Source organism: Streptomyces nojiriensis, from assembly GCF_017639205.1.
GTDB lineage: Bacteria > Actinomycetota > Actinomycetes > Streptomycetales > Streptomycetaceae > Streptomyces > Streptomyces nojiriensis.
Map to the genome: position 1 here is coordinate 4,640,276 of NZ_CP071139.1, position 24,079 is coordinate 4,664,354.

24 protein-coding genes are annotated in these 24,079 nt (G+C 70.4%); 13 read left to right on the forward strand and 11 right to left on the reverse strand.

All coding sequences use genetic code 11. From position 1 onward, the window contains the following. Nucleotides 1-96 precede the first annotated feature (96 nt). From JYK04_RS21620 to JYK04_RS21630, 3 genes are all read left to right on the forward strand, one after another. The gene (locus JYK04_RS21620) at nucleotides 97-1,212 is read left to right on the forward strand and encodes a LacI family DNA-binding transcriptional regulator (protein ID WP_030010171.1); all 1,116 of its coding nucleotides are present in this window, start codon (nucleotides 97-99) and stop codon (nucleotides 1,210-1,212) included. A gap of 285 nt (nucleotides 1,213-1,497) precedes the next feature. Continuing rightward, a complete protein-coding gene (locus JYK04_RS21625) occupies nucleotides 1,498-2,766 on the forward strand; it encodes a metallophosphoesterase (protein ID WP_189737891.1) in 1,269 nt (422 codons plus the stop codon). 148 nt (nucleotides 2,767-2,914) lie between these two features. Continuing rightward, entirely contained in the window at nucleotides 2,915-3,733 is an 819-nt protein-coding gene (locus JYK04_RS21630; RefSeq protein WP_189737894.1) for a hypothetical protein, read from the forward strand. A gap of 481 nt (nucleotides 3,734-4,214) precedes the next feature. On the opposite strand, the gene thiC is transcribed toward JYK04_RS21630, so the two are convergent. Continuing rightward, nucleotides 4,215-6,002 carry a phosphomethylpyrimidine synthase ThiC gene (thiC, locus tag JYK04_RS21635; protein ID WP_229875344.1) on the reverse strand — a complete coding sequence of 596 codons (1,788 nt, stop codon included), beginning with the start codon at nucleotides 6,000-6,002 and terminating at the stop codon, nucleotides 4,215-4,217. Between the two features lie 179 nt (nucleotides 6,003-6,181). Here thiC and JYK04_RS21640 point away from each other — a divergent pair, with 179 nt between their 5' ends. Then, the gene (locus JYK04_RS21640) at nucleotides 6,182-7,681 is read left to right on the forward strand and encodes a YibE/F family protein (protein ID WP_373297434.1); all 1,500 of its coding nucleotides are present in this window, start codon (nucleotides 6,182-6,184) and stop codon (nucleotides 7,679-7,681) included. 72 nt (nucleotides 7,682-7,753) lie between these two features. On the opposite strand, the gene JYK04_RS21645 is transcribed toward JYK04_RS21640, so the two are convergent. From JYK04_RS21645 to JYK04_RS21660, 4 genes are all read right to left on the reverse strand, one after another. Then, on the reverse strand, nucleotides 7,754-8,203 hold the full coding sequence (locus JYK04_RS21645) for an SsgA family sporulation/cell division regulator (RefSeq protein ID WP_189737900.1): 450 nt from the start codon (nucleotides 8,201-8,203) through the stop codon (nucleotides 7,754-7,756). Nucleotides 8,204-8,300: 97 nt separating this feature from the next. Beyond that, a complete protein-coding gene (locus tag JYK04_RS21650) occupies nucleotides 8,301-9,047 on the reverse strand; it encodes an IclR family transcriptional regulator (RefSeq protein ID WP_229875346.1) in 747 nt (248 codons plus the stop codon). Between the two features lie 296 nt (nucleotides 9,048-9,343). Continuing rightward, nucleotides 9,344-9,571, reverse strand: a complete 228-nt coding sequence (locus tag JYK04_RS21655) for a DUF5326 family protein (RefSeq protein ID WP_189737906.1) — start codon at nucleotides 9,569-9,571, stop codon at nucleotides 9,344-9,346. 155 nt (nucleotides 9,572-9,726) lie between these two features. Continuing rightward, a complete protein-coding gene (locus JYK04_RS21660; RefSeq protein WP_189737909.1) occupies nucleotides 9,727-10,044 on the reverse strand; it encodes a cupin domain-containing protein in 318 nt (105 codons plus the stop codon). Nucleotides 10,045-10,133: 89 nt separating this feature from the next. Here JYK04_RS21660 and JYK04_RS21665 point away from each other — a divergent pair, with 89 nt between their 5' ends. The 5 genes from JYK04_RS21665 (at nucleotide 10,134) to JYK04_RS21685 (ending at nucleotide 13,811) form a co-directional block, all read left to right on the forward strand. Then, nucleotides 10,134-10,514, forward strand: coding sequence for a phage holin family protein (locus JYK04_RS21665; RefSeq protein WP_030713863.1), 381 nt, complete (start codon nucleotides 10,134-10,136; stop codon nucleotides 10,512-10,514). Between the two features lie 11 nt (nucleotides 10,515-10,525). Next, nucleotides 10,526-11,017, forward strand: coding sequence for a low molecular weight protein-tyrosine-phosphatase (locus JYK04_RS21670; RefSeq protein ID WP_189737912.1), 492 nt, complete (start codon nucleotides 10,526-10,528; stop codon nucleotides 11,015-11,017). After that, complete coding sequence (locus JYK04_RS21675; protein WP_189737916.1) at nucleotides 11,014-12,171, forward strand: cystathionine gamma-lyase; 1,158 nt, start codon at nucleotides 11,014-11,016, stop codon at nucleotides 12,169-12,171. The genes JYK04_RS21670 and JYK04_RS21675 overlap by 4 nt, the downstream gene beginning before the upstream one ends. Before the next feature lie 193 nt (nucleotides 12,172-12,364). Next, nucleotides 12,365-13,270, forward strand: a complete 906-nt coding sequence (locus tag JYK04_RS21680) for a LysR family transcriptional regulator (RefSeq protein ID WP_189737918.1) — start codon at nucleotides 12,365-12,367, stop codon at nucleotides 13,268-13,270. Nucleotides 13,271-13,331: 61 nt separating this feature from the next. Beyond that, a complete protein-coding gene (locus tag JYK04_RS21685; protein WP_189737920.1) occupies nucleotides 13,332-13,811 on the forward strand; it encodes an NUDIX domain-containing protein in 480 nt (159 codons plus the stop codon). 33 nt (nucleotides 13,812-13,844) lie between these two features. Here the strand turns inward: JYK04_RS21685 and JYK04_RS21690 are convergent, their stop codons facing one another. Then, nucleotides 13,845-15,053 (reverse strand): globin domain-containing protein, encoded by a 1,209-nt coding sequence (locus JYK04_RS21690; RefSeq protein ID WP_189737923.1) that lies wholly within the window; start codon nucleotides 15,051-15,053, stop codon nucleotides 13,845-13,847. Between the two features lie 121 nt (nucleotides 15,054-15,174). Then, the gene (locus tag JYK04_RS21695; protein WP_189737926.1) at nucleotides 15,175-15,825 is read right to left on the reverse strand and encodes an HAD family hydrolase; all 651 of its coding nucleotides are present in this window, start codon (nucleotides 15,823-15,825) and stop codon (nucleotides 15,175-15,177) included. Between the two features lie 154 nt (nucleotides 15,826-15,979). Here JYK04_RS21695 and JYK04_RS21700 point away from each other — a divergent pair, with 154 nt between their 5' ends. From JYK04_RS21700 to JYK04_RS21710, 3 genes are read left to right on the forward strand one after another with little or no spacing between them, the layout of a single operon-like run. Further along, complete coding sequence (locus JYK04_RS21700) at nucleotides 15,980-16,873, forward strand: GNAT family N-acetyltransferase (protein ID WP_189737929.1); 894 nt, start codon at nucleotides 15,980-15,982, stop codon at nucleotides 16,871-16,873. Nucleotides 16,874-16,887: 14 nt separating this feature from the next. Then, nucleotides 16,888-17,349, forward strand: a complete 462-nt coding sequence (locus JYK04_RS21705; RefSeq protein WP_189737932.1) for a GNAT family N-acetyltransferase — start codon at nucleotides 16,888-16,890, stop codon at nucleotides 17,347-17,349. Nucleotides 17,350-17,405: 56 nt separating this feature from the next. Then, entirely contained in the window at nucleotides 17,406-18,575 is a 1,170-nt protein-coding gene (locus JYK04_RS21710; protein ID WP_189737935.1) for a winged helix DNA-binding domain-containing protein, read from the forward strand. A gap of 23 nt (nucleotides 18,576-18,598) precedes the next feature. Here the strand turns inward: JYK04_RS21710 and JYK04_RS21715 are convergent, their stop codons facing one another. Both JYK04_RS21715 and dnaB read right to left on the reverse strand, forming a co-directional pair. Continuing rightward, the gene (locus tag JYK04_RS21715) at nucleotides 18,599-19,984 is read right to left on the reverse strand and encodes a serine hydrolase domain-containing protein (RefSeq protein ID WP_189737938.1); all 1,386 of its coding nucleotides are present in this window, start codon (nucleotides 19,982-19,984) and stop codon (nucleotides 18,599-18,601) included. 9 nt (nucleotides 19,985-19,993) lie between these two features. After that, the gene (gene dnaB / locus JYK04_RS21720) at nucleotides 19,994-21,460 is read right to left on the reverse strand and encodes a replicative DNA helicase (RefSeq protein WP_030713894.1); all 1,467 of its coding nucleotides are present in this window, start codon (nucleotides 21,458-21,460) and stop codon (nucleotides 19,994-19,996) included. Nucleotides 21,461-21,912: 452 nt separating this feature from the next. On the opposite strand from dnaB, the gene JYK04_RS21725 reads away from it, so the two are divergent. After that, nucleotides 21,913-23,250 carry an MATE family efflux transporter gene (locus JYK04_RS21725; RefSeq protein WP_189737941.1) on the forward strand — a complete coding sequence of 446 codons (1,338 nt, stop codon included), beginning with the start codon at nucleotides 21,913-21,915 and terminating at the stop codon, nucleotides 23,248-23,250. Nucleotides 23,251-23,347: 97 nt separating this feature from the next. Here JYK04_RS21725 and rplI read toward each other — a convergent pair whose 3' ends face one another. Both rplI and rpsR read right to left on the reverse strand, forming a co-directional pair. Further along, a complete protein-coding gene (gene rplI, locus JYK04_RS21730) occupies nucleotides 23,348-23,794 on the reverse strand; it encodes a 50S ribosomal protein L9 (protein ID WP_030008386.1) in 447 nt (148 codons plus the stop codon). Between the two features lie 18 nt (nucleotides 23,795-23,812). Next, nucleotides 23,813-24,049 carry a 30S ribosomal protein S18 gene (gene rpsR / locus JYK04_RS21735; RefSeq protein ID WP_005315025.1) on the reverse strand — a complete coding sequence of 79 codons (237 nt, stop codon included), beginning with the start codon at nucleotides 24,047-24,049 and terminating at the stop codon, nucleotides 23,813-23,815. Nucleotides 24,050-24,079 lie beyond the last annotated feature (30 nt).

The window sequence follows — 24,079 nt, forward strand, 5'->3', positions numbered from 1 at the left end:
GTCATTGGGGGTGGCGAACCATGCAGAAACGTGCCTGTCAACGCCTGCATATGCACCCAGACCACCCTCCCCACCGAGCCCTACTATCGGCTCGCCATGACAGCAGCAGGGAAGCATCAGGTGAGCCGGACCGAGACCACCCGGCGGGCCGCCGGCCGACAGGGCCGGGCCGGCATCAGGGACGTGGCCGCCGCGGCGGGCGTCTCCATCACGACCGTCTCCGACGCGCTCAATGGCAAGGGACGGCTGCCCGACGCCACCCGCCGCCACGTTCGCGAAGTGGCCGACCGGCTGGGCTACCGCCCGTCGGCCGCCGCCCGCACCCTCCGTACCGGCAAGTCCGGCCTCATCGGCCTGACCGTGACGACATACGGGGATGAACCTTTCACCTTCACCGAATTCGCCTACTTCGCCGAGATGGCCAGGGCCGCCACCTCCGCCGCGCTCGCCCGCGGCTACGCCCTGGTCATCCTCCCCGCCACCTCCCGCCACGACGTGTGGTCCAACGTCGCCCTCGACGGCACCGTCGTCATCGACCCCTCCGACCACGATCCCGTCGTCACCGAACTGGTCCGCCAAGGCCTGCCCGTGGTCTCCGACGGCCGCCCCGCAGGCTCCCTCCCCGTCACCGCCTGGGTCGACAACGACCACGAGGCCGCCGTACTCGGCCTGCTCGACCACCTCGCCGCCGCCGGCGCCCGCCGGATCGGACTGCTGACCGGGACCACCACCGACACCTACACCCGGCTCTCCACCACCGCCTACCTCAGCTGGTGCGAGCGCGTCGGACAGGACCCCGTCTACGAGTCCTACCCCGCCCACGACCCGTGCGCGGGCGCCGTCGCCGCCGACCGGCTCCTCGCCCGCCCCGACCGGCCCGACGCGGTCTACGGGCTCTTCGACCCCAATGGCACCGATCTGCTCGCCGCCGCCCGCCGCTACGGCCTGCGCGTCCCCGAGGACCTGCTGCTCGTGTGCTGCAGCGAGTCCACCGTCTACGCCAACACCGAGCCGCCCATCACCACCCTGTCCCTCAAACCCCGCCGCATCGGCACCGCCGTCGTGCAGCTGCTCATCGACGCGATCGAGGGAGTGAACACCGGACGCCCCGTCGAGCAGGTCGTCCCGACGGAACTCATCATCCGTACCTCGTCGCAGCGCAGGCAGCCCCGCACGACCGTCAGCCCGCCCCGTTCGCCGGCCCAGGACTGACCGACAGACCGTCCGGTCGGCCTGCCGAGAGGCCGACCGAGGACCGTCCGAGGAACATCCGACGACCGGCCGAGCACCGACCAAGGACCGGCCGAGGATTTCAGCAACGCCGATATCGGGAGAAAACGGTAGGAACGATCGGCTCCGTAAAGGATTCACCACCCCTGGTGCGTCACAGAGCGCGAGCCGCATTCCTATGATGGGCGCACGACATCACGGACCCTCCTCCCTGGAGGTCAGGAGGGTCCGCAGGTGTACGGCAGCGCGACGGTGGTGGAGGGGTCGATGACTCAGGGGGCCGGTCAGGGACCCGCGATGCGGACGGACACGCTGCGGGACTTCCGGGTTCCCGGCACCGAACCCGCCCTGTACGCCGCAGCCACGTCCACGGGGCTGCCCGGCGAGCCTCCGGTGTACGGCGAATACCCGGCGTACTACGAGGACGCCACGCCGAACGTGCCCCCGCAGCCGGGCTATCCGCCGCAGCCGCCCGCGCACCGGCCGGCCGCGCCTCAGCCGCCCGCGCAGCAGCCCCCGTACCCCGACACGCGCACCGGCGCACACCCCGACGCCGAACCGGCGCAGGCGACGCCCCAGGGCCCCGGCGAGGACGACCCGGAGGGCTACACCCCGACCTACCGGGACCTGCCCGTCATCGGCCGCGGCGCACTCGGCGGCCCCGGCGACACCGTCCAGGTCCAGTACGTGCCCCAGGAACACGCCGCGGGTCCCGGACCGCTCTACGTCGTCGGCGACGTCCACGGCTACCTCGACGAGCTCGTCACCGAACTCCACGCCCAGGGTCTGATCGACGCGGAGCGCCGCTGGTCCGCCGGCAACGCCCGGCTCTGGTTCCTCGGCGACTTCACCGACCGCGGCCCCGACGGCATCGGCGTGATCGACCTCGTCATGCGGCTGTCCGCCGAGGCCGCCGCCGCCGGCGGCTACTGCAAGGCCCTGATGGGCAATCACGAACTCCTGCTCATCGGCGCCAAGCGGTTCGGCGACACCCCGGTCGTCTCCGGCGCCGGCACCGCCACCTTCCAGGCCGCCTGGCTCCTCAACGGCGGTCAGCGCACCGACATGGAGCGCCTGCAGGACGTCCACCTGCAGTGGATGTCCCGCCTGGACGCGGCCGTCCTTGAGGAGGGCCACCTGCTGCTGCACTCCGACACCACGGCCTACCTCGACTACGGCGACTCCGTCGAGGACGTCAACGACACCATCCACGAGCTCCTCAACCGCGGCGACGCCGACATCACCTGGGACCTCTTCCGCAAGTTCACCAAGCGGTTCGCCTTCCGCGACGAGGGCACCGGCCCGGCCGCCGTACGCGAACTCCTCGACACCTACGGCGGCAGCCGCGTCGTCCACGGGCACAGCCCCATCCCGTACCTGCTCGGCGAGGTGGGCACCGAGGACGGCGACGATTCGCGCGGCCCCGAGGCCGTGGACGGCCCGCACGTGTACGCGGAAGGGCTCGCCATCGCGATGGACGGCGGGGTGACGATGGCGGGCAAACTGCTTGTCGTACAACTCCCCCTGAGCGACTGAGAGCTTACGGAGAGGGGTATTTCCGGAAAGCCCCTGTCACGGCGTGGCGTGGGCGCTCTACCATCGCTCTATCCGTAGCAGGCTCTCCTCCGTTTGTGCCGGCGCCCGGGTCTACGCGGGCATACCGGCTTCTACGGAGCATCGGGGGATGCACATGACCAGCGCTCCGCACCTGCTGACCGAAGACCGACCGGAGTTCGATCGGCTCGTCGACGAGGCGCTGCGCGCCGCGCACGAGCGGCCCGAACTCGCCACCCTCGGCGAACGGCTGAACGCCGAACAGCTGCGCACCATGGCACAGGGGGCCAGCGCCCTGCTGGCGGCGGCCGCCGCGGCCGAGTACGGCCACTACGTGAAGGTCCGCGAGGAACGACGCGACGAGGTCCTGACCCCACCCGGCACGACGGGGGACGAGGACGGCGCCCAGGGCGGTGGTGGCGGCGCGGGCATCGGCGCCGTGGTCGCGGTCCTCGCGCCGGTCCTGGCGGGCACCGCCATGCTGATCTTCCTGCTCGTGGGCTACATCCTGAAGATGATCGAGCCCGAACCGGCCTTCGCCGAAACCATGCTGACGGCGGGCTGGCTCTTCGGCGGGCTCACTGCGGCCGCCCTGCTCTTCGCCGTGATCGGACTGCTGGTGACGGCCGTCCGCAACAGCGCGACCGAGGTGGCGGCGGACGAGACGGAGGCGATACCCGACGAGGTCGCCCGGGCCCGCGAGGCCTGGCGGCACGCCCTGCTGGAGCGCGGCATCATGCCCTTCCTACGGGACGCACTGGCCGATCCGAGCGCCGGCCCGGGCTTTCCCACCCCCCGCACCCCGGCGGCCGGCCGCATCCCCAACCTGGGGTACAGCCGCCCCGACTTCACCAGCCCGGGATCCCCGTCGGAGAGCCCCCGGCCCGGCTACACACCTCCGGACTTCACGAGCCCGGACTTCGGCGGCCCGGAACACGAACCGGAGTGACGCCCGGTGCGGGGCGTCAGCGCCTCGCACCGGCACCTGCCCGGATCAGGACATCTCGCCGTGGCCCGCCCGAACTGCCGCTCGCCGCACACCGGCAGCCCTTGGGATGACGGCCCCGCTCCGGGGGTGGCCGCCGCCGCGACGGCCCTACTCGTCTTCCTCGTGCTTCTCCGCAAGCGCTGATGGTCGCAACCGATGCGGGCAACCGCCCGTCATCCGTGATCAACAACTGCCTGGCCGGCGCGGGCGCCGTGTGGTTCTGCATCGGCGAGGCCACCACCTGACAGGCCCCGCTCCGCAAGAAGACCCGCGGCCGTTCGCCCTCGATCGCGGTGAGGGCGAACGACCGCAGGCCGTCGGACCAGGTGGACCGCGCTCTTCCAGCGCCTCCCAGCCCAGAGTCACCGGAGCGGTCCCCAGGTCGCAGCGACCGACCGACGGCTCCCCCCACGGCGCCGTCGGGCAGTCGCGTTCCCTCGGGTCAGTCGGCCAGCGGCAGGTAGACGCGGTTGCCCGAGGCCGCGAACTCGGCGGACTTCTCCGCCATGCCCGCCTGGATCTCCTCCGCCTTCAGGTCGCCGCCGTGCTCACGGCGGATGTCCTGCGAGATCTTCATCGAGCAGAACTTCGGACCGCACATGGAGCAGAAGTGCGCGGTCTTGGCCGGCTCCGCCGGGAGGGTCTCGTCGTGGAACTCACGGGCCGTGACCGGGTCCAGGGCCAGGTTGAACTGGTCCTCCCAGCGGAACTCGAACCGCGCGTCGGACAGGGCGTCGTCCCACTCCTGGGCGCCCGGGTGCCCCTTGGCCAGGTCCGCCGCGTGTGCCGCGATCTTGTACGTGATGACGCCGGTCTTGACGTCGTCGCGGTTGGGCAGGCCCAGGTGCTCCTTGGGCGTGACGTAGCAGAGCATCGCGGTGCCCCACCAGGCGATCATCGCCGCGCCGATGCCCGAGGTGATGTGGTCGTACGCGGGCGCGACATCCGTGGTCAGCGGGCCGAGCGTGTAGAACGGCGCCTCCTCGCAGATCTCCTGCTGGAGGTCGATGTTCTCCTTGATCTTGTGCATCGGGACGTGGCCCGGGCCCTCGATCATCGTCTGGACGTTGTGCCGCTTGGCGATCGTGTTCAGCTCACCCAGCGTCTTCAGCTCGGCGAACTGGGCCGCGTCGTTGGCGTCCGCGATCGAGCCGGGGCGCAGGCCGTCACCGAGGGAGTACGTGACGTCGTACGTCGCGAGGATCTCGCAGAGCTCCTCGAAGTTCGTGTAGAGGAAGTTCTCCTTGTGGTGCGCCAGGCACCACGCGGCCATGATCGAGCCGCCGCGCGAGACGATGCCGGTCTTGCGGCGGGCGGTCAGCGGCACGTAGGGCAGCAGCACGCCGGCGTGGACCGTCATGTAGTCGACGCCCTGCTCGGCCTGCTCGATGACCGTGTCCTTGTAGATCTCCCAGGTCAGGTCCTCGGCGCGGCCGTCGACCTTCTCCAGCGCCTGGTAGAGCGGGACGGTGCCGATCGGGACGGGGGAGTTGCGCAGCACCCACTCGCGGGTGGTGTGGATGTTGCGGCCGGTCGAGAGGTCCATGACCGTGTCGGCGCCCCACTTGGTCGCCCAGGTCATCTTGTCGACCTCCTCCTCGATGGAGGAGGTGACCGCGGAGTTGCCGATGTTGGCGTTGACCTTCACCAGGAACCGCTTGCCGATGATCATCGGCTCGATCTCGGGGTGGTTCACGTTCGCCGGAAGCACGGCGCGACCTGCGGCGATCTCCTCGCGGACGACCTCGGGGGAGACGTTCTCGCGGATCGCGACGTACTCCATCTCCGGGGTGATCTCACCCCGGCGGGCGTACGCGAGCTGCGTGACGGCGGCTCCGCCGCGGCCGCGGCGGGGCTGGCGGGGGCGGCCCGGGAAGACCGCGTCGAGGTTCTTGAGGCCGCCGCGCGGCGAGGTGTGCTTGATGCCGTCGTCCTCGGGGCGCACGGGGCGCCCCGCGTACTCCTCGGTGTCCCCGCGGCTGATGATCCAGTTCTCGCGCAGCGGCGCGAGGCCGCGGCGGACGTCGGTCTCGATCTGCGGGTCGGTGTACGGACCGGACGTGTCGTAGAGCGTCACGTCCTTGCCGTTGGTGAGGTGGACCTGGCGGACCGGCACCCGGAGGTCGGGGCGGGAGCCCGCCAGGTATCCCTTGTGCCAGCCGGGCTGGCGCTCGGTCTGGCCGTCGGCGTCCTGGCTGACGGCAGGCGTGCGTGCGTCCTGAATGGTCATGAGACCTGATCTCCCTACGCCGGCATTACCCGGTAACAGGTTCGGCGGTCGACGCAGCCTCTTCCCGTACGCATCTGAGATGCCCGTACGGTGATCAGCGTCCTCTCAGCCCGGTGCTCCGAGCTCCCGCGTTGTGCAAAGGTGCCCCCACGCTAGCGTCATCCATGGCGTGCTGAACAGTGGGCCCCCTCATCTCTTGCGATGATCTGCTGGTGACGCCCTCGCCGCAGCCCCCCATCGAGCACACAGAGCCCCATGGCCACAACGGCCACGCGCATGCGGGCCCCGGACCGTCCGACGGGCACGCCGACAGACACTCCGACGGGCACTCCGACGGTGGGTCGAACGGCGGCTCGGACGGGCACGCCCCGGGTCCGTCCCACAACCATGGCCACGGCCACGGTCATGGCCACGGCCCGGCGGCCCCCGTCTCGAAGCACCTGCGCAAGGTCATCGCCGCCGTACTGATCCCCTTCGCCGTGGCCGTCTTCGTCGGGATGGTGGTGCTCTGGCCGGGCGGCGCCCCCGGCCACGAGCGCACGGGGGTGGGCTTCGACCGGCAGACCCAGCAGGGCGTGGTCACCTCGCTCGAACAGGTCGACTGCAAGTCCGTGAACGCCGCCCAGGTACCGACGACCGCGGCTCCTTCCACTCCCGAGGGCCGCCAGGCGCAGGCCGAGCAGACCGGTGAGTGCAAGAAGGCCACCGTCGAGGTCACCACCGGACCGGACAAGGGCCGCACCTTCGTGGAGGTCGTCCAGCCGGGCGCGCCACGGCAGTTGGAAGAGGGCCAGGAGGTGGTGGTGGCGTACGCGCCGGACGCCCCCCGTGACCTCCAGTACTCGGTGATCGACGTGAACCGCAAGCTCCCGATGGCGCTGCTGGCCGGCATCTTCGCGGTCGCGGTCGTCGTCGTCGGGCGGATGCGCGGGCTGTTCGCGCTGGTCGCGCTGGTGGTCAGCTTCGGCGTGCTGACCCTCTTCATCCTCCCGGCCATCCTGCAGGGGTCGAACCCGCTGGTCGTCGCGGTGGTCGGGGCGAGCGCCATCATGCTGATCGCGCTCTACATGTGCCACGGACTGACCGCCCGCACCTCCGTGGCCGTCCTCGGCACGCTCGTCTCGCTGTTGCTGATCGGGCTGCTCGGCTCGGGGTTCATCGACTGGGCGTTCCTCAGCGGCAACACCGACGACAACACCGGCCTGATCCACGGGCTGTACCCGGACATCGACATGAGCGGTTTGCTGCTCGCAGGCGTGATCATCGGATCGCTGGGCGTGCTCGACGACGTCACGGTCACCCAGACGTCCGCGGTGTGGGAACTGCACCACGCGGATCCCTCGATGGGACCCCGCTCCCTTTACCGGGCGGCCATCAGGATCGGCCGCGACCACATCGCGTCGGTGGTCAACACGCTGGTGCTGGCCTACGCGGGTGCCGCGCTGCCGCTGCTCCTGCTGTTCTCGATCGCGAACAGCAGCATGGGTTCGGTGGCCAACAGCGAGCTGGTGGCGGAGGAGATCGTACGGACCCTCGTCGGCTCGATCGGCCTGGTGGCCTCGGTCCCCGTGACAACGGCGCTGGCCGCGCTGGTGGTTTCTGCCGACCGATCGGGATCCCCGGCCGGCGCCCCGGCCTCGGGGCCGGTCCGCGGCCGGGGCCGGCGGCGCAAGCGCTGAGCGGCCGACGGACCGGCCGGTCGATCGGCCGGACCAACGGCCGGTCCGTCGGCCCGGCGGCAGGCCCGACGGTCAGCCGGCGTTCTGTTCGTTCTGGTGCGATTCCGCGAGGATCTTGCCGAGGGCCTCGTCGAGGTTCTCCTCGAAGTCGCCCAGGTTGCGCTCCTGTCCGAGCGGAACGATCCGGTCGGTGCGGTCGAGGAACGCGACGAGCGGCGCCGCGCTGGCGCGGAACAGAGCCCGGTCGCCGCCGACCTGCAGGCGGATGTGCACGTCGGACAGGTCCTCCGGGTGGGTGGGGGCGATGTGCACATCGCCGTCACCGCATGGCTTGTTGATGCCGTCGAGGAGGAGCTCCCGGCCGAACGCCCAGGTCACGGGCGCGTCTCCGGGAAGGTGGAAGGTCAGGCGGACCGCGTAGGGGTCGCGTGCGTCGTACCGGAGTTCCACCGGAATCCGGAACGAGAGCTCCTCGGAAACGAGGAAGCTCATCATGACCTCTGCCTGTACCGACTCGCGCATTGACTACCCCGCTGTAGTTGAAGTGGCCAGGAATGATCCCCCAGGACCCACTTGACAAGAGTGGTGGAAGCGGTAGCAGATCACAAGGAGTGAGTTTTCAGATACTGATAGAGAAGGAGAGGGTGCTCAACAGCGCGCCTACTTCACTCCGTAGCCGATTGACTACATAGAGCAATCGTTCTTCTTGGTGGAGAGGGAGAGAAATGGCCATCGTCGCGACCGTATCGCCGGCCGCAATGGGGATGGCCGCACAGATCGTGCCGAGGGCATATTCCTGACGCTCGATCACCGGCTGCATTCGCCCGAGCGCCCCGATCCGGCTTTCCAGGGACCGTAGATCGCGGACGGTATAGGGGGTGATGGCCTCGACCGGATGGCGGTCGTAGTAGTCCTTGCGCGTCTTCTCGTCGAGTTGCCCCAGCAGGCACTGCCCGATGGCGTGCGCGTGGCCGGTCTCACGGAAGTCGGCCCACTCCTCGCAGGCCGGGCTGGCCGGAGTGTCCGAGACACCCACGACCTCGATCTCACCCTCGCGGTAGACCGCGAAGTAGACGGGGGCCCCGACCGTGTCGCGGAAGTACGCGAGCGAGTCGAGGATCATGCTGCGACGTTTCTGCTGGAGTCCCCCACGGGCGAGCCGCTCCGCGGCCTCCCCCAGCACGAACACGCCGCCCACTCTGCGCAGGTAGCCCTCGTGCGTCAGTGTGCGCAGCAGGTGGTACGCGGTGGGAAGCGGGAGCCCGGCCTCGCGCGCCAGCTGTTTCGCCGGGGCTCCCCCGCTATGGGACCCGGCCGCTTCGAGCAGCCTCAGCGCGCGCTGCACCGAACCGATCAGAGTCGGCACACCGGCGTTGTGAACCGGAGACAAAGCTCACCCCCAGGCGTGGCGGCGAGCCTTGGGGGAGGCCCGCCCTGCGGGGGCCGCCCCCGCGCATGCCGTGGATCCTGGGGGTCGTACTCGGGCGGCTCGTTTGCGTCGCCGCAGGTCAGGGCGGCAGATCGGAGCGGCGGTACCGGCTTTCGGTGCCCAGGGAACGGCATAGATTGCCACTCTATCCACCGATTCCGGGGATGTGAGCCGTTCAGCGCGTCACGTTCCCCCGCCTGGCTCAATCCCGGATCCGCCCGGACCGCTCCCGACTACCACTCGCCGGACGAGGCCTTCGAGCCGCTGCCGCTGAACTTCTTCACGACGAAGATCAGTCCGCCGACGAGGCCGACGAAGAGGAGCAGCTTGAAGACGAACCCGATCAGCGCGCCCAGGATGCTGGTGATCACCCCGCCGAAGACGAAGAGGGCCAGCAGCGGAACCGCGACCCACTTAACCCACCAGGGCATGCCTGCGAATATCTCTCGGATGCCGTCCATGTCCTCGACCTCTTCCTCGTCCGTGACTTCGTCCGCTACTTCCTGCTCTCGATGCTAGGAGTCCGGGGCCCCGTATCGGGGTCCGTGGGCCCTCGGAGTCCCCTGATCCGCCCCTTAGGGGGATCAGGGCCGCGACCCTCATCCGGCCGGGCCGCTCAGCCCTCCGGCGGGGAGAACACCACCATCACCTTGAGGTCCTCGGTGATGTGGTGGAACTTGTGCGCGACGCCCGCCGGGACGTAGACGACGCTGCCGCGCGCCACGGTCGTCGTCTCCTCCCCGACCGTGATCGAGGCCCGGCCGCTGACGACGAAGTACACCTCGTCCTGCCGGTGCGGCAGCTGCGGATCGATCTGTCCGGCGTCGAGCGCGTACAGCCCGACCGACATGTTCCGCTCGCGCAGGAACTGCAGATAAGCACCGTCGTTCGCGACCCGCTCCGCTTCGAGCTCGTCAAGCCGGAAGGCTTTCATCGTCGTTGTGCCCCTTGTACTCGATCGTTCCCTTGCATCCGCTGATCTGCGGATGTTCCACCGGGATCTTCTCTGCCACGATCAGACACATGACGAATTTCGTAGTCAAGACGCTCGCCAATGCGGCGGCCCTGGCCGTCGCCATCTGGCTGCTTTCCGGCATCACCCTCGACGACGGCAGCAGCACGGGCCGACGGGCGCTGACCCTGATCCTGGTCGCTCTGGTCTTCGGCCTGGTCAACTTGCTCGTCAAGCCCTTGGTGAAGCTGCTCTCGCTGCCGCTGTTCATCCTCACCCTCGGCCTGTTCACCCTTGTCGTGAACGCCCTGATGCTGCTGCTGACCTCGTGGCTGGCCTCGAAGCTCGACCTCAGTTTCCACGTCGACGGCTTCTGGACCGCACTGCTCGGCGGCCTGATCATCTCCATCGTCTCCTGGGCCATGAACATGGTCCTGCCCGACAAGAACTGAACGGGCCCGCCATGTACCGCGTCTGCTTCGTCTGCACGGGCAACATATGCCGCTCCCCCATGGCCGAGTCGGTCTTCCGTGCCCAGGTGGCGGCCGCCGGCCTCGGCACCCTGGTCGAGGTGGACAGCGCCGGCACCGGCGGCTGGCACGAGGGGGACGGCGCCGATCCGCGCACCGTCGCCGTCCTGGAGGCGGCCGGCTACGAGCAGGACCACCGGGCCCGCCGGTTCCGCTCCTCCTGGTTCGCCCGCCTGGACCTCGTCATCGCGCTCGACGCCGGGCATCTGCGGGACCTGCGGGCACTCGCGCCCACTCCGCAGGACGCCGCCAAGGTGCGGCTGCTGCGGTCCTACGATCCGGCGGCCTCGGCCGCGGAGACCGACGTACCGGATCCTTACTACGGGCCGCTCGACGGGTTCGAGGAGTGCCTGGAGCTGGTCGAGGCCGCGAGCCCCGGCCTGCTGGACGCCGTACGCGCCGCCGTGAAGGAGCACACCGCGTGAACGAATACGCCCCGCAGGAGACCGGAGCGGCCGCGCTCGGCGACGGCACCCGGGCCGTCCGGGCCGGACTGCCCGAAGCCGTCAAGAACGAACCGCCCCTGCCCGGACCGGTCTTCGCCGCCCACTTCCACCTCCCCGGCGACGTCGAAGGCCCGTACGCCTACGGGCGCGACACCAACCCCACCTGGACGCTGCTGGAACGGGCGATCGGGGAGCTGGAGGCCCCAGGCGAGGATGTGCACACGATCGTCTTCGCCTCCGGCATGGCGGCGGTCTCCGCCGTCCTCCTCTCCCAGGCGCACACCGGCGACACCGTGGTCCTGCCCGACGACGGCTACCAGGCCCTGCCCCTGCTGCGCGAGCAGCTGGAGGCGTACGGGATCCACGTGCGCACCGCTCCGACCGGCGGCGACGCCCAGCTCGCGGCCCTCGACGGGGCCCGGCTGCTGTGGATCGAGACCCCTTCCAACCCCGGGCTCGACGTGTGCGACGTACGCCGCCTCGTGGACGCGGCGCACGCCGGCCGGACCCTGGTCGCCGTCGACAACACCCTGGCCACCCCGCTCGGGCAGCGGCCCCTGGAGCTCGGGGCGGACTTCTCGGTGGCGAGCGGCACCAAGGGCCTCACCGGCCACGGCGACGTACTCCTCGGGTACGTCGTCTGCCGCGATCCGGAGCTCGCCGCCCGCGTCCGGCGGTGGCGCAAGATCGTCGGTGCGATCCCGGGGCCCATGGAGGCCTGGCTCGCGCACCGCTCCCTCGCCACGATCCAGCTGCGCGCCCACCGCCAGTGGGCCAATGCACTGGCCGTCGCCGAGGCGCTGACGCATCGGACGGACGTGCGCGGACTGCGCTACCCGGGGCTACCCACGGACCGCTCCCACAAGACGGCCGCCCGGCAGATGCGGGGCTTCGGGTCCGTGGTCTCCTTCACCCTGCCCGACCGCGCGCACGCGGAGCGGTTCATGACCGCCCTGAGCCTGGTCGAGGACGCCACGAGTTTCGGCGGGGTACGGTCCACCGCCGAGCGGCGCGGACGCTGGGGCGGCGACGCCGTCCCGGAGGGCTTCATCCGCTTCTCCGCCGGCGCCGAGGACACCGAGGACCTGGTCGCGGACGTGCTGCGCGCCCTCGACCACGCGGGCACCCCCTAGGCCTGAACCGGGGACGGCCGTCGCCGTGTGCAGCGGTCCGAGCCTCCCCCCTGGTGGCTCGGACCGCCCCGGGTTCCGCGCGCGAAGAACCACGCGACAAGGCTAATTGACTCTGCGTCAGTGTCCAATCACGGTAACGACAGGGAGCTATCTGCATATTTATAGTTGAAGGCCCCCACCGAGAGGTGCAGCGATGGACCTGACCCTGCTGCGCACCTTCGTCGCCGTCCACCGGGCCGGCTCGTTCACACGCGCGGCCACCTTGCTCGGACTGTCCCAGCCCGCCGTGACCTCGCAGATCCGCACCCTGGAGCGTCAGTTGGGGCGCCCGCTCTTCCACCGCCGGGCCCGTGGCGTCACCCCCACCGCCGTCGGCGACGAGCTGGCACACAAGGCCGCCCCGCACCTCGACGCCCTGCTGCGGATCACCGAGGCCGAGCGGGAGGCCGCCGGCGCGTTGCGCACCCTCCACGTCGCCGGGCCTCCCGAGTTCCTGTGCCTGCGCGTGCTGCCCGCCCTCGCCCTCCTGGTCGGCCAGGGCCACACCCTGCGCGCCGCCCCGCAGACCGACGCCGAGGCCACCCTCGACGGGCTCGCAGCCGGCCACCACGACCTCGTCGTCACCACCGCCCACCCCCGGGGCGGGCTCTTCACCGCCACCGCGCTGTGCGACGAGGAGCACGTCCTGGTCGCCGCGCCCTACTGGGCCGCCCTCGTCGACAGGGACCGGCTGGGCGAGGAGGGTTCCGCCGCGCTGGACGGCATCCCGCTGGTCGAGGTCCACGAGAGCCTGCCGCTCGTCACCCGCTACTGGGCCGCCGTCTTCGACACGCTGCCCGACGCCAGGTCCCTGGCCGCCACCGTGGTCGTACCCGACCTGCGGGCCGTACTGGAGTGCGTCCGGGCCGGCGCCGGACTCGCCGTCCTGCCCCGCTACCTGTGCCAGGACGCCCTCGACAGCGGTCGGATCGTGGCGCTGGCGGAGCCTGCGGTGCCGCCGCTGCGCACCTGGTTCCTGGTCGTACGGACGGGGAGCCTGGCCCTCGCCCACCTCGCCCGGGCGCACGACCGACTGCTGGATGCCGCAGTGCACTGGTGAGCCCGCCCTTTTCCGGCCCGTGGCGCGTTTCAGAAGCGGAGTGGCGGGCCACTCTTCTCCCATGACCGAACGTCCCGTGGTCAAACGCACCGCCCGCGCGATCCTGCTCGACGGTGACGACCTGATCCTCATCAAACGCACCAGGCCCGGCGTCGATCCGTACTGGCTCACCCCCGGCGGCGGAGTGGAGCCCTCGGACCCCACCGTCGTCGACGCCCTCCACCGGGAGGTCCACGAAGAACTCGGCGCGAAGATCACCGATGTGGTGCCCTGCTTCGTCGACACCGTCGAGCACATCGCCGACAGAGGGGTGACCGGCGTGAAGGTGCAGCACTTCTTCGTCTGCCGCCTCGAATCGATGGACCCGAACCTCCGGCACGGCCCCGAGGTCGACGAGCCCGAGGGCGAGTACGAGATCGTCCGCGTGCCCTTCAGCCGGGTGGGCATCGCCGCCGTCCACCTCGTCCCGCTGTCCCTGCGGCACTATCTCGACGGCAACATCGAGGGTGTCCGCGCCATGCACGCTCCCGACCTGGGCTGAAGCCGGGCTGAGACCGGCGGGCTGCCTCCGGTCTCAGCCGGCGATGCCGGCCAGCTCCTCCACGGCGTCGTGCCGGATCCGCTCGCAGGGGATGCCGATCCGCAGGAGCTCGTCCACTCCGTTGCGGATCATCGCGGGCGGGCCGGAGATGAACGCGTCGTACGAGCTCCACGGCCCGTGTTCACCCACCGCGTGCGGCAGCTGTCCGGCCAGCCCGTCGCCGACCACCGGGCGCACCGAAAGCCACGGGTGCGAGCGCTGGAGCCCCAGCAGCGTGTCCTTGTCGTAGAGGTCGCTGTCACTGCGGGCCCCGAAGAACACCTCCACCGGGCGCCGCTCGCCGTGTCCGGCCACGTCCTCGATCAGCGCCTTGATCGGAGCGATCCCGGTGCCCCCGCCCAGGCACAGCATCCCGTTGTCCGTGGTGTGGTCCACCACCATCGACCCGGCCGGCGGTCCCAGGCGCAGTACGTCTCCCGGGCGGGCGTGGCGCACCAGCGCGTTGGAGACCCAGCCCGCGGGGACGGCCTTGACGTGGAAGGACAGCAGCCCGTCGGCGCGCGGCGCCGAGGCGAAGGAGTAGTGCCGCCACACCCGCGGCCACCACGGGGTCTCCAGGCTCGCGTACTGGCCCGCGAGGAAGGGGTAGGGCTGGTCGGGGCGGACCGTCAGCACCGCGATGTCCGGGGTGCGCAGATCGTGGGAGACCACCTCGGCGTGCCACCACGGCGGGGCCTTCACCTCTTCCTCCGCCGCCGCGTCGATCATGATCTGGGAGATTCCGGTGTACGCCCGCACCCAGGCGGCCTGCGTCTCGGGCCCCCAGCTGTCCCGCGCGTACCGGGACAGTGCCCCGACGAGGGCCTCGCCGACCGCCGGGTAATGACCGGCCATCGTGCCGTACTTGCGGTGCCCGGCGCCCAGTCGGCGCAGGTAGGGAACGAGGACGGCGGGATTGTCGATGTGCTCGGCGGCGGTCAGCAGTGCCTTCAGCAGCCGGTCCCGCTGTACGTCCATGGCGGCGGGGAACATGCCGCGCACTTCCGGGTGCCCGGTGAACACCAGAGCGTAGAAGTACGAGGTCACCTTGTCGGCGACGGGGGCGATCTCCGCGAGGGTCCGGCGGATGAGTACGGCATCCGGTGAGGGCTCGATCGCACCGCCCTCGCCGGATATCCGGGCCGATTCGCGTCTGTCCGATCTGGTGGGCGGAGCGTCCATGCGGTGCCTCGCTTCGAGCATCTCGGTCGGTCTGCACACGCCACGGCCTGTGAATCCGTGGTTCCGGGTTTCACAGCGTGCCAGCCGACTCCGAGGCCTGCGGGGAAATGCAGAAATTCCGCGTTTCGAACCCACTTTCCTCCTAAGATGCGTCAACTCCCGGGCGCGTCAGCCCTACGAGCTGGTATGCCTCCCGAAGGTCCCGGCCCTCGTAGACATAGGTCGCACGTTCGGCGAGATAGGGCCTCGCATTCACCGCCACCGAGACCGGCACCGCCTCGAAGAGCATCGCGTCGGTCACCGAATCCCCGTACGCGACGCAGTCGGACCGGCTCACACCGAACTGCGCACAGAGCCGGTCCGCCACCCTCACCTTGCCCTCGGGTGTCAGGATCCCGGATTCCTCCACGGGCCGGGTGAACGGCACCTCCGGGAAGACCGAGCCGTGCGCGGCATGCGCACCCCACTCCAGCAGCAGCTCCACGAAGAACGACGGCGACAGGGAGATCACCGCGCAGTAGTCCCCGCGCTCCCTGATCTCCTGCCACACGTCCCGGATCCCCGCGAGCCAGGGAGCCCCGTCGAATGCGGCCCGGACATGCGCGGGCGTCAGATCGGCCCAGAGTGCGTGGGCGGCCACGGAGAACTGGTGCGGCCCCATCTTCTGCGCGCCGAAGGCTCGTTCCAGCTCGGCGATCTCGGCGCTCAGCCCGAGTTGGCGGGAAATTTCGACCGGCGCCGCCGAGCCGTACATCAGCGTTCCGTCGAGGTCGAAGAGGTGCAGGAGGGTCATGGCCAACGAGGCTAGTCGGTCTGTTTCACGTGAAACACCGTGTTTCACGTGAAACATCGACGGGTGTCCCGTGCCGGGGACCTGGTGTTTCACGTGAAACATCCGACCGCAAACCCTCTGGACGGCTCCCAGTCCATGATCCAGTCTGGGCCAGGTGACACCACCACACCTCACCGATCTACCGATCCGGGCGCTGACCGTGGACGATCTCCGCCGCTGCGCCGACCTGTCCGAAGATCGCGGATGGCTCCGCGAGGACCACAAGTGGCGTCTGCTCCTCGCCGCCGGAAACGGCTACGGCGTCGATGCCCCGGATGGCCAGGGACTCGCGGCCGCCTGCGTCGTCACCCGCTACGGCGACACCCACGCCGGCCCGGAGCTCGCCGCCATCGGGATGGTCCTCGTGGCCGACCGGTTCGCCCGCCAGGGCCTGGGCCGCCGTCTGATGACCCATGTCTGCGACGACGTGCTCAAGGGCGTCCCCCTCACCCTGCACGCCACTCCCTACGGGCGCCCCCTCTACGAGGAGCTGGGCTTCGAAACCACCGGCCGCACCGAGATGCTGACGGGCGCCTTCCGACACGAGGGCACCCCCCGCGCGTACGGCACCTCCCGGGTCCGGCCGGCGACCGCCGAGGACCTCCCCCGCATCCTGCGCCTGGACGCCGAGGTCTTCGGAACCGACCGCACGCACATGATCACGCGGCTGCCTGCCTTCGCCGACCGGCTGGTCGTCGCCGAGGACCGCTCCGGAGACGGCGCACTCACCGGCTACGCCGCGGCCTGGCCAAACATGCACACCCAGGTCATCGGCCCGCTGATCGCCCATGACACCGCGACCGCCCAGTCGCTGGTCACCGCGCTCGCACTCAGCACCGACCGGGCACTGCGCACCGACGTCGATGTCCGGCACGAGGAACTCCTCGCCTGGTTCAAGGACCGGGGCCTGGCCTCCGTGGCCTTCAACGCCGTCATGACCCGGGGCATCCCCGGCCTGCCCGGAGACTGGACCCGCCGGTGGGCGCCGCTCACCGTGGCCGCGGGCTGAGAGGAGAACGCACGATGACCGACACCCCCGAGCTGACGATCCGGCCGGCCACCGAGGCAGACGTGCCCGCCATCGTCGCCATGCTGGCCGACGACCCCCTCGGCGCCACCCGCGAGTCCCCGGACGACCTCACCCCGTACCTCGCAGCCTTGAAGCGCCTGACCGACGACCCGAACCAGCACCTGGTCGTAGCCGTCCGCGCCGACCGTGTCGTGGGCACCCTCCAACTGACGATCGTCCCGGGACTCTCCCGCAAGGGAGCCACCCGTTCCATCATCGAGGGCGTCCGGGTACACGCCGACGAACGCGGCGGTGGTCTGGGCACCCGGTTCATCGAATGGGCCGTCGAGAAGTCCCGTGCCGAGAACTGCGCGCTGGTGCAGCTGACTTCGGACGTGACCCGGACCGATGCCCACCGCTTCTACGAACGGCTCGGGTTCACCGCCTCGCACGTCGGGTTCAAGCTCCAGCTCTGACGATCGCTCCGGCAAGCCGGGCCGCCGTGTCGGCGGCCCGGCCTACGATCGGGAGGATGAGCCTCCCTCTCGTCACCACAGTCGAGCGACGCCACCGGCTCGGCCTGCGCCACCGCCTGGCTCCGTCGGCCCGCGCCGAGACCGTCGCGGAGGCGGCGGACTCCGTCGTCGCCCTGCACGCCACCGACGCCGCGACCGTCTTCCTCTCGGCCCGGGCCCGGCTCGCCGAAGGCGGCCCGGACGCGATCGAGCGGGCGCTCTACGAGGACGTAAGCCTCGTGCGCCTGCTCAGCATGCGCAACACCCTCTTCGCGGTCTCCGCCGAACTCGCCCCGCACGTCGACTCCTCCACCGCCCGCGCGATCGCCGCGAAGGAGCGCCGCAGCCTCCTCAAGCACCTCGACGAGGACGGACAGGGACTCGACGCCGCCTGGCTCGCCGGCGCGGAGGCCGCCGCGCTCGACGCCCTCGACGCCCGCGGCCCCTCCACCGGCAGCCAGCTGTCCGCAGCCGTACCCGCGCTGCGCCAGAAGATCACCATCAGCCGCGGCAAGAAGTACGAGACCGAGCAGGGGGTCGCCACCCGGGTCATCCGGCTGCTCGCCGCCGACGGCCGGATCCGCCGTGACCGACCGCGCGGCTCGTGGACCTCCAGCCAGTACCGCTGGGTCCACACCGAGCCCTGGCCCGCCGTACCCGCCGCCGAGGCGCGCGCCGAGATCGCCCGCCGATGGCTGCACGCGTACGGTCCGGCCACCGAGGCCGACCTCAAGTGGTGGACCGGGTGGACCCTCACGGACGTCCGCAAGGCCCTCGCCGTCGTCGGCCCCGACCAGGTCCGCCTGGAGGACGGCAACACCGCCCTGGTCAGCCCCGGGGACACCGGGCCCGAACCGGAGCCGGAGCCTTGGGCGGCGCTGCTGCCCGGCCTCGACCCCACCGGCATGGGCTGGGCCGACCGCGGATTCCACCTCGACCCCGCCCACAGGAGCGCCCTGTTCGACTACGCCGGCAACATCGGCCCCACCGTGTGGTGGAACGGCGAGATCGTCGGCGGCTGGGCGCAGCGTTCCGACGGCGAGATCGTCTGGCGGCTGCTGGGCAGCCCCGGCCGAGCAGCCGAGCAGGCGATCACCGCCGAGGCCGCGCGGCTCGCCGCATGGGTGGGAGAGGCCCGGATCACCTCGCGCTTCCGTACTCCGCTGGAGCGCGAACTCGTCGCCTGACCCGGCCCGCGCCGCCCGGACCGTCAGCCGATGCCCCGCCAGCCCTGCGGGTCCACCCCGCCGGGCACCGGGGCCTCGGCATCGTAGGGCTCCCGGGTGAACACGAAGGACGCCAGGTCGAGATGGCTCACCGAGCCGTCCGCACGGCGTACCGCCCGCAGCGTCTCACCAGCGTAGTAGCCGAAGAGCCCGGTCCAGCTGCCGTCCGGCTCCGCCCGGAAGCGGGCCGTGCGCCCGCTCGCGCCCACCGGCCCCAGTTCCAGGAGCCCGTCCGCGGTCAGGCGCACCACCTGGGCCGAAGTCCCCCAGTACCAGGGTCCGCACAGTTCGAGCGGCACGTGGTCGGACTCCGGGAACGGCCGCCACGGCCTCGGGAAACGCGGTTCCGCGTCCGCCACGATCCCCACGAGATCCGCGGCCACCGTCGAGGCCGGAAGCCCCGAGGTGCAGTTCGCCAGCACCACCGCCGCCACGTCGTCCGCCTCGCTCAGCCACAGCCCCGCGACGAAGCCGGGCAGGGATCCGCTGTGCCCCGCGAGCCTGCGTGCGCCGACGGCCATCAGCTGCATGCCCAGCCCGTAGCCCAGCTCGGCGAGACCGGGCTCCGGGGGCGCGGCTGCCGTGCGCATCTCCCGTACGGACTCGGCGCACAGGACGCGCTCGTCACCGCGCAGCAGGAAGCCTGCGAACCGCGCCAGGTCCCGTGTCGTGGACCACAGCTGGCCGGCCGCGGCCATCAGCCCCAGGTCCTCCAGCGGTTCGGGCATCATCACGTCCGCCCAGGGATGCACCGCCCAGCCGCCGGCGTGCGGGGCCTGCGGCTGTCCGCTCGTGCGCTCCAGACCCAGCGGCTCCAGCACTTCGGCCCGCAGCGCCTCTTCCCAGGGCCTTCCGCGCACCGCCTCCACCAGTGAACCCAGCAGGGTGTAACCGGGGTTGGAGTAGTGGTGCCTGGTTCCCGGTGCCAGCTTGAAGGGGTCCTCCCCCAGCACGTCGCCGAGCTCGGGCCGCAGCTCGGCGGGGGTGCGCTCCCACCACTCGCCGGGCGTCTCCGCCGCCAACCCTCCGGTGTGGGAGAGCAATTGGGCGATGGTCACCAGGCCGACGCCGGTCCCCGGCAGGTGCTTCTCCAGCGGATCGGCGAGCGAGATCAGACCCTCGTCCCGCAGCCGCATCACGAGGACCGCGGTGAAGGTCTTGGTGATCGAACCGATCCGGTACTGGACGTCGCCGTCCGGACCGTGTCCCTCGACCGAGGTCCGGGAGCCCTCCCAGACCACCTCCCCGCCCCGCAGGACGGCCGCCACCACGGACGGCGCCCGCCCTTCGCTCTGCGCGACGGCGATCCGGTGCCTCAGCGCGCGCCGGGTGGCAGGGAGAAGTTCCAGGTCTTCAGCAAGCTCATCCATGATCGGATGCTATGTGTTGGCCATGTCCACGAAGCGCGAGTAGTGGCCCTGGAAGGCCACCGTGATCGTGGCCGTGGGGCCGTTACGGTGCTTCGCCACGATCAGGTCCGCCTCGCCCGCACGGGGGGACTCCTTCTCGTACGCGTCCTCGCGGTGCAGCAGGATCACCATGTCCGCGTCCTGCTCGATGGAACCCGACTCACGCAGGTCGGAGACCATCGGCTTCTTGTCGGTGCGCTGTTCCGGGCCACGGTTCAGCTGCGAGAGCGCGATCACGGGGACCTCCAGCTCCTTCGCCAGCAGCTTGAGGTTTCGGGACATGTCCGAGACCTCCTGCTGACGGCTCTCGGGGCGGCGCGAGCCGCCCGACTGCATCAGCTGGAGGTAGTCGATGACCACGAGCGAGAGGTCGTTGCGCTGCTTGAGCCGGCGGCACTTGGCCCGGATCTCCATCATCGACAGGTTGGGGGAGTCGTCGATGTAGAGCGGGGCCGCGGAGACGTCCGGCATCCGGCGGGCGAGACGGGTCCAGTCGTCGTCCGTCATCGTGCCCGAGCGCATGTGGTGGAGCGCGACCCGGGCCTCCGCCGAGAGCAGGCGCATGGCGATCTCGTTGCGCCCCATTTCGAGGGAGAAGATCACGCTCGGCAGGTTGCTCTTGATGGAACAGGCCCGGGCGAAGTCCAGGGCGAGGGTGGACTTACCCATGGCGGGACGGGCCGCGATGACGATCATCTGGCCCGGGTGCAGGCCGTTGGTCAGCGAGTCCAGGTCCGTGAAGCCGGTGGGAACGCCCGACATCTGGCCGCTGCGGGAGCCGATCGCCTCGATCTCGTCGAGGGCGCCCTCCATGATGTCGCCGAGCGGCAGGTAGTCCTCGGAGGTCCGCTGCTCGGTGACGGCGTAGATCTCGGCCTGGGCGCTGTTGACGATCTCGTCGACGTCGCCGTCGGCCGCGTACCCCATCTGCGTGATCTTCGTACCGGCGGCGACCAGGCGGCGCAGGACGGCCCGCTCGTGGACGATCTCCGCGTAGTACTCGGCGTTCGCCGCGGTCGGCACGGACTGGACCAGGGTGTGCAGGTACGAGGCCCCGCCCACTTTGCTGATCTCACCGCGCCGGGTCAGCTCGGCGCCGACGGTGATCGGGTCGGCCGGCTCGCCCTTGGCGTACAGGTCGAGGATGGCCTGGTAGATCGTCTCGTGCGAGGGCCGGTAGAAGTCGTGGCCCTTGAGGACCTCGACGACATCCGCGATGGCGTCCTTGGAGAGCAGCATGCCGCCGAGCACCGACTGCTCGGCGTCGAGGTCCTGGGGAGGGACGCGCTCGAAGCCGCCGCCGCCGCCGGAGTCCCAGGAGCCGCCCTCGCGGCCCCGGTCGTGCTGTTCGTCCCCGCGGCCGCGGCCTTCGCTGTTACGGCGCGGACGGGCGGGCAGACGGTCACCCGGACCGCTGTCGGCCCAAGGGTCGTCCATGGGCTCGGGCATGCTCACCGGGCCGCCTCCTCCCGTCCGCAACGCGGACCTCGCCGTGTCACTCTTTCTACGACACGGCTCTGACATTTGGGGCACCCGAATCCGCCGTCGGCGAGTCGGGCAACGAACCACGGTAGGCCCGAGAGCGGCGTCAGCCAATCTTGTTATCCACAGGCTGTGTGGATGACATGTGGATGACGGCGCCAATGCTGTGGGTAACTCGCCGGAAGCTGTGTACGGACCGGGGGACGACGCTGTGGACAAAATCACCTGCGGCACCCACTTACCCCACCTGAACTGGGATTTCCTCCTCCAGAGGCAGCGGTGGAGAAAATTCTTGGACACTGTCTCAAGATCGCCTCCAACGAGGTGTGAGGAACGCCCAAGTCAACGCGTCAGTAAGGATTCAAAGGCAGTTGCATCTATTACCTGTGGAAGATTAGATTGAGCGCATGACACAGGCTGTCGCAGCACCCAAGGCAGGGCCGGAACGGCACGACCGAGAGATCTTCGCACTCGCTCTCCCCGCCTTCGGCGCACTCGTCGCCGAGCCCCTCTTCGTGATGGCCGACAGCGCCATCGTGGGGCACCTCGGCACCCCCCAGCTGGCCGGTCTCGGCATCGCCGCCGCAGTGCTCACCACCGCCGTGAGCGTCTTCGTCTTCCTCGCCTACGCCACCACCGCGGCCGTCTCCCGCCGCGTCGGCGCAGGAGACCTCCAGGCAGCCATCCGGCAGGGGATCGACGGCATCTGGCTCGCCCTCCTGCTGGGCGCGGCCGTCGTCGCCGTGGTGCTTCCCGCTACCCCCTCGCTGGTCTCGCTCTTCGGAGCCTCCGACACGGTCGCCCCGTACGCGATCACCTATCTGCGGATCTCCGCGCTCGGCATCCCGGCCATGCTCATGGTCCTGGCCGCCACCGGGGTCATCCGCGGCCTCCAGGACACCCGTACGCCGCTCTACGTGGCCATCGGCGGCTTCGCCCTCAACGCGGGCCTGAACGTCGCCCTGGTCTACGGTGCGGGGCTCGGTATCGCCGGCTCCGCCTGGGGCACGGTCATCGCCCAGTGCGCCATGGCCGCCGCCTACCTCGTCGTGGTCGTCCGCGGAGCCCGGCGCCACGGTGCCTCGCTGCGCCCCGACTCCGCGGGCATCCGGGCCTGCGCCCAGGCGGGCGCCCCGCTGCTGGTGCGCACCCTGTCGCTGCGCGCGATCCTGATGATCGCCACCGCCGTGGCCGCCCGGCTCGGCGACGCCGACATCGCCGCCCACCAGATCCTGCTCTCCCTGTGGAGCCTGCTCGCCTTCGCCCTGGACGCCATAGCGATCGCCGGTCAGGCGATCATCGGCCGCTACCTGGGCGCGGGCGACACCGACGGTGCCCGGGCCGTCTGCCGCCGCATGGTGCAGTGGGGGATCGCCTCGGGTGTCGTACTCGGCCTGCTGGTCGTCCTGGCCCGCCCGGTGTTCATCCCGCTGTTCACCAGCGATCCGGCGGTCGAGGCGGCCCTGCTGCCGGCCCTGCTGGTCGTGGCCCTCTCCCAGCCCGTCTCCGGCATCGTCTTCGTGCTCGACGGGGTCCTGATGGGCGCCGGAGACGGCCGCTACCTGGCCCGGGCCATGCTCCTGACGCTGGCCGCCTTCGCCCCGGCCGCACTGCTCGTGCCGATCCTCGGTGGCGGCCTCACGGCGCTCTGGTGGGCCATGACACTGATGATGGTGGTCCGGATGATCACTCTCCGGCTGCGGGCCGGCTCGGGCCGGTGGCTGATCGCGGGAGCCACCCGCTAAGCCATCCGGGCCCGGCCCACCGTGTTTCACGTGAAACACCGCCCGGCAACGACGAAGGGCCGCACCCCATCGGGGTACGGCCCTTCGAGCGCAGCCCTTAGGCGGCGACGACCTCGATGCCCACGTTCGCGGCCACGTCGGCGTGCAGACGCACGGAGACCTGGTACGAACCGAGGGTCTTGATCGGGGAGCCGAGCTCCACGCGGCGCTTGTCGACCTTCGGGCCACCCGAGGACTCGATCGCCGTGGCGATGTCGGCCGGGGTCACGGAACCGAAGAGACGACCGGCGTCACCCGCGCGGGTGGCCAGACGGACCTTCACACCCTCGAGCTTGGCCTTGACCTCGTTGGCCTGCTCGATGGTCGCGATCTCGTGGATCTTGCGGGCGCGGCGGATCTGCGCCACGTCCTTCTCGCCACCCTTGGTCCAGCGGATCGCGAAACCACGCGGGACCAGGTAGTTGCGAGCGTAACCGTCCTTGACGTCGACGACATCGCCGGCGGCACCGAGGCCAGAAACCTCGTGGGTCAGGATGATCTTCATTAGTCGGTCACCCTTTCCTTATCGCGCGGTGGACGTGTAGGGCAGCAGCGCCATCTCACGGCTGTTCTTGACGGCCGTGGCGACGTCACGCTGGTGCTGCGTGCAGTTGCCGGTAACGCGGCGGGCACGGATCTTGCCGCGGTCGGAAATGAACTTCCGCAGCATGTTCGTGTCCTTGTAGTCCACGTACGCGGTCTTGTCCTTGCAGAATGCGCAGACCTTCTTCTTAGGCTTGCGCACAGGCGGCTTCGCCATTGTGTCTCTCCTGTGTGATCAAGAAGTGGG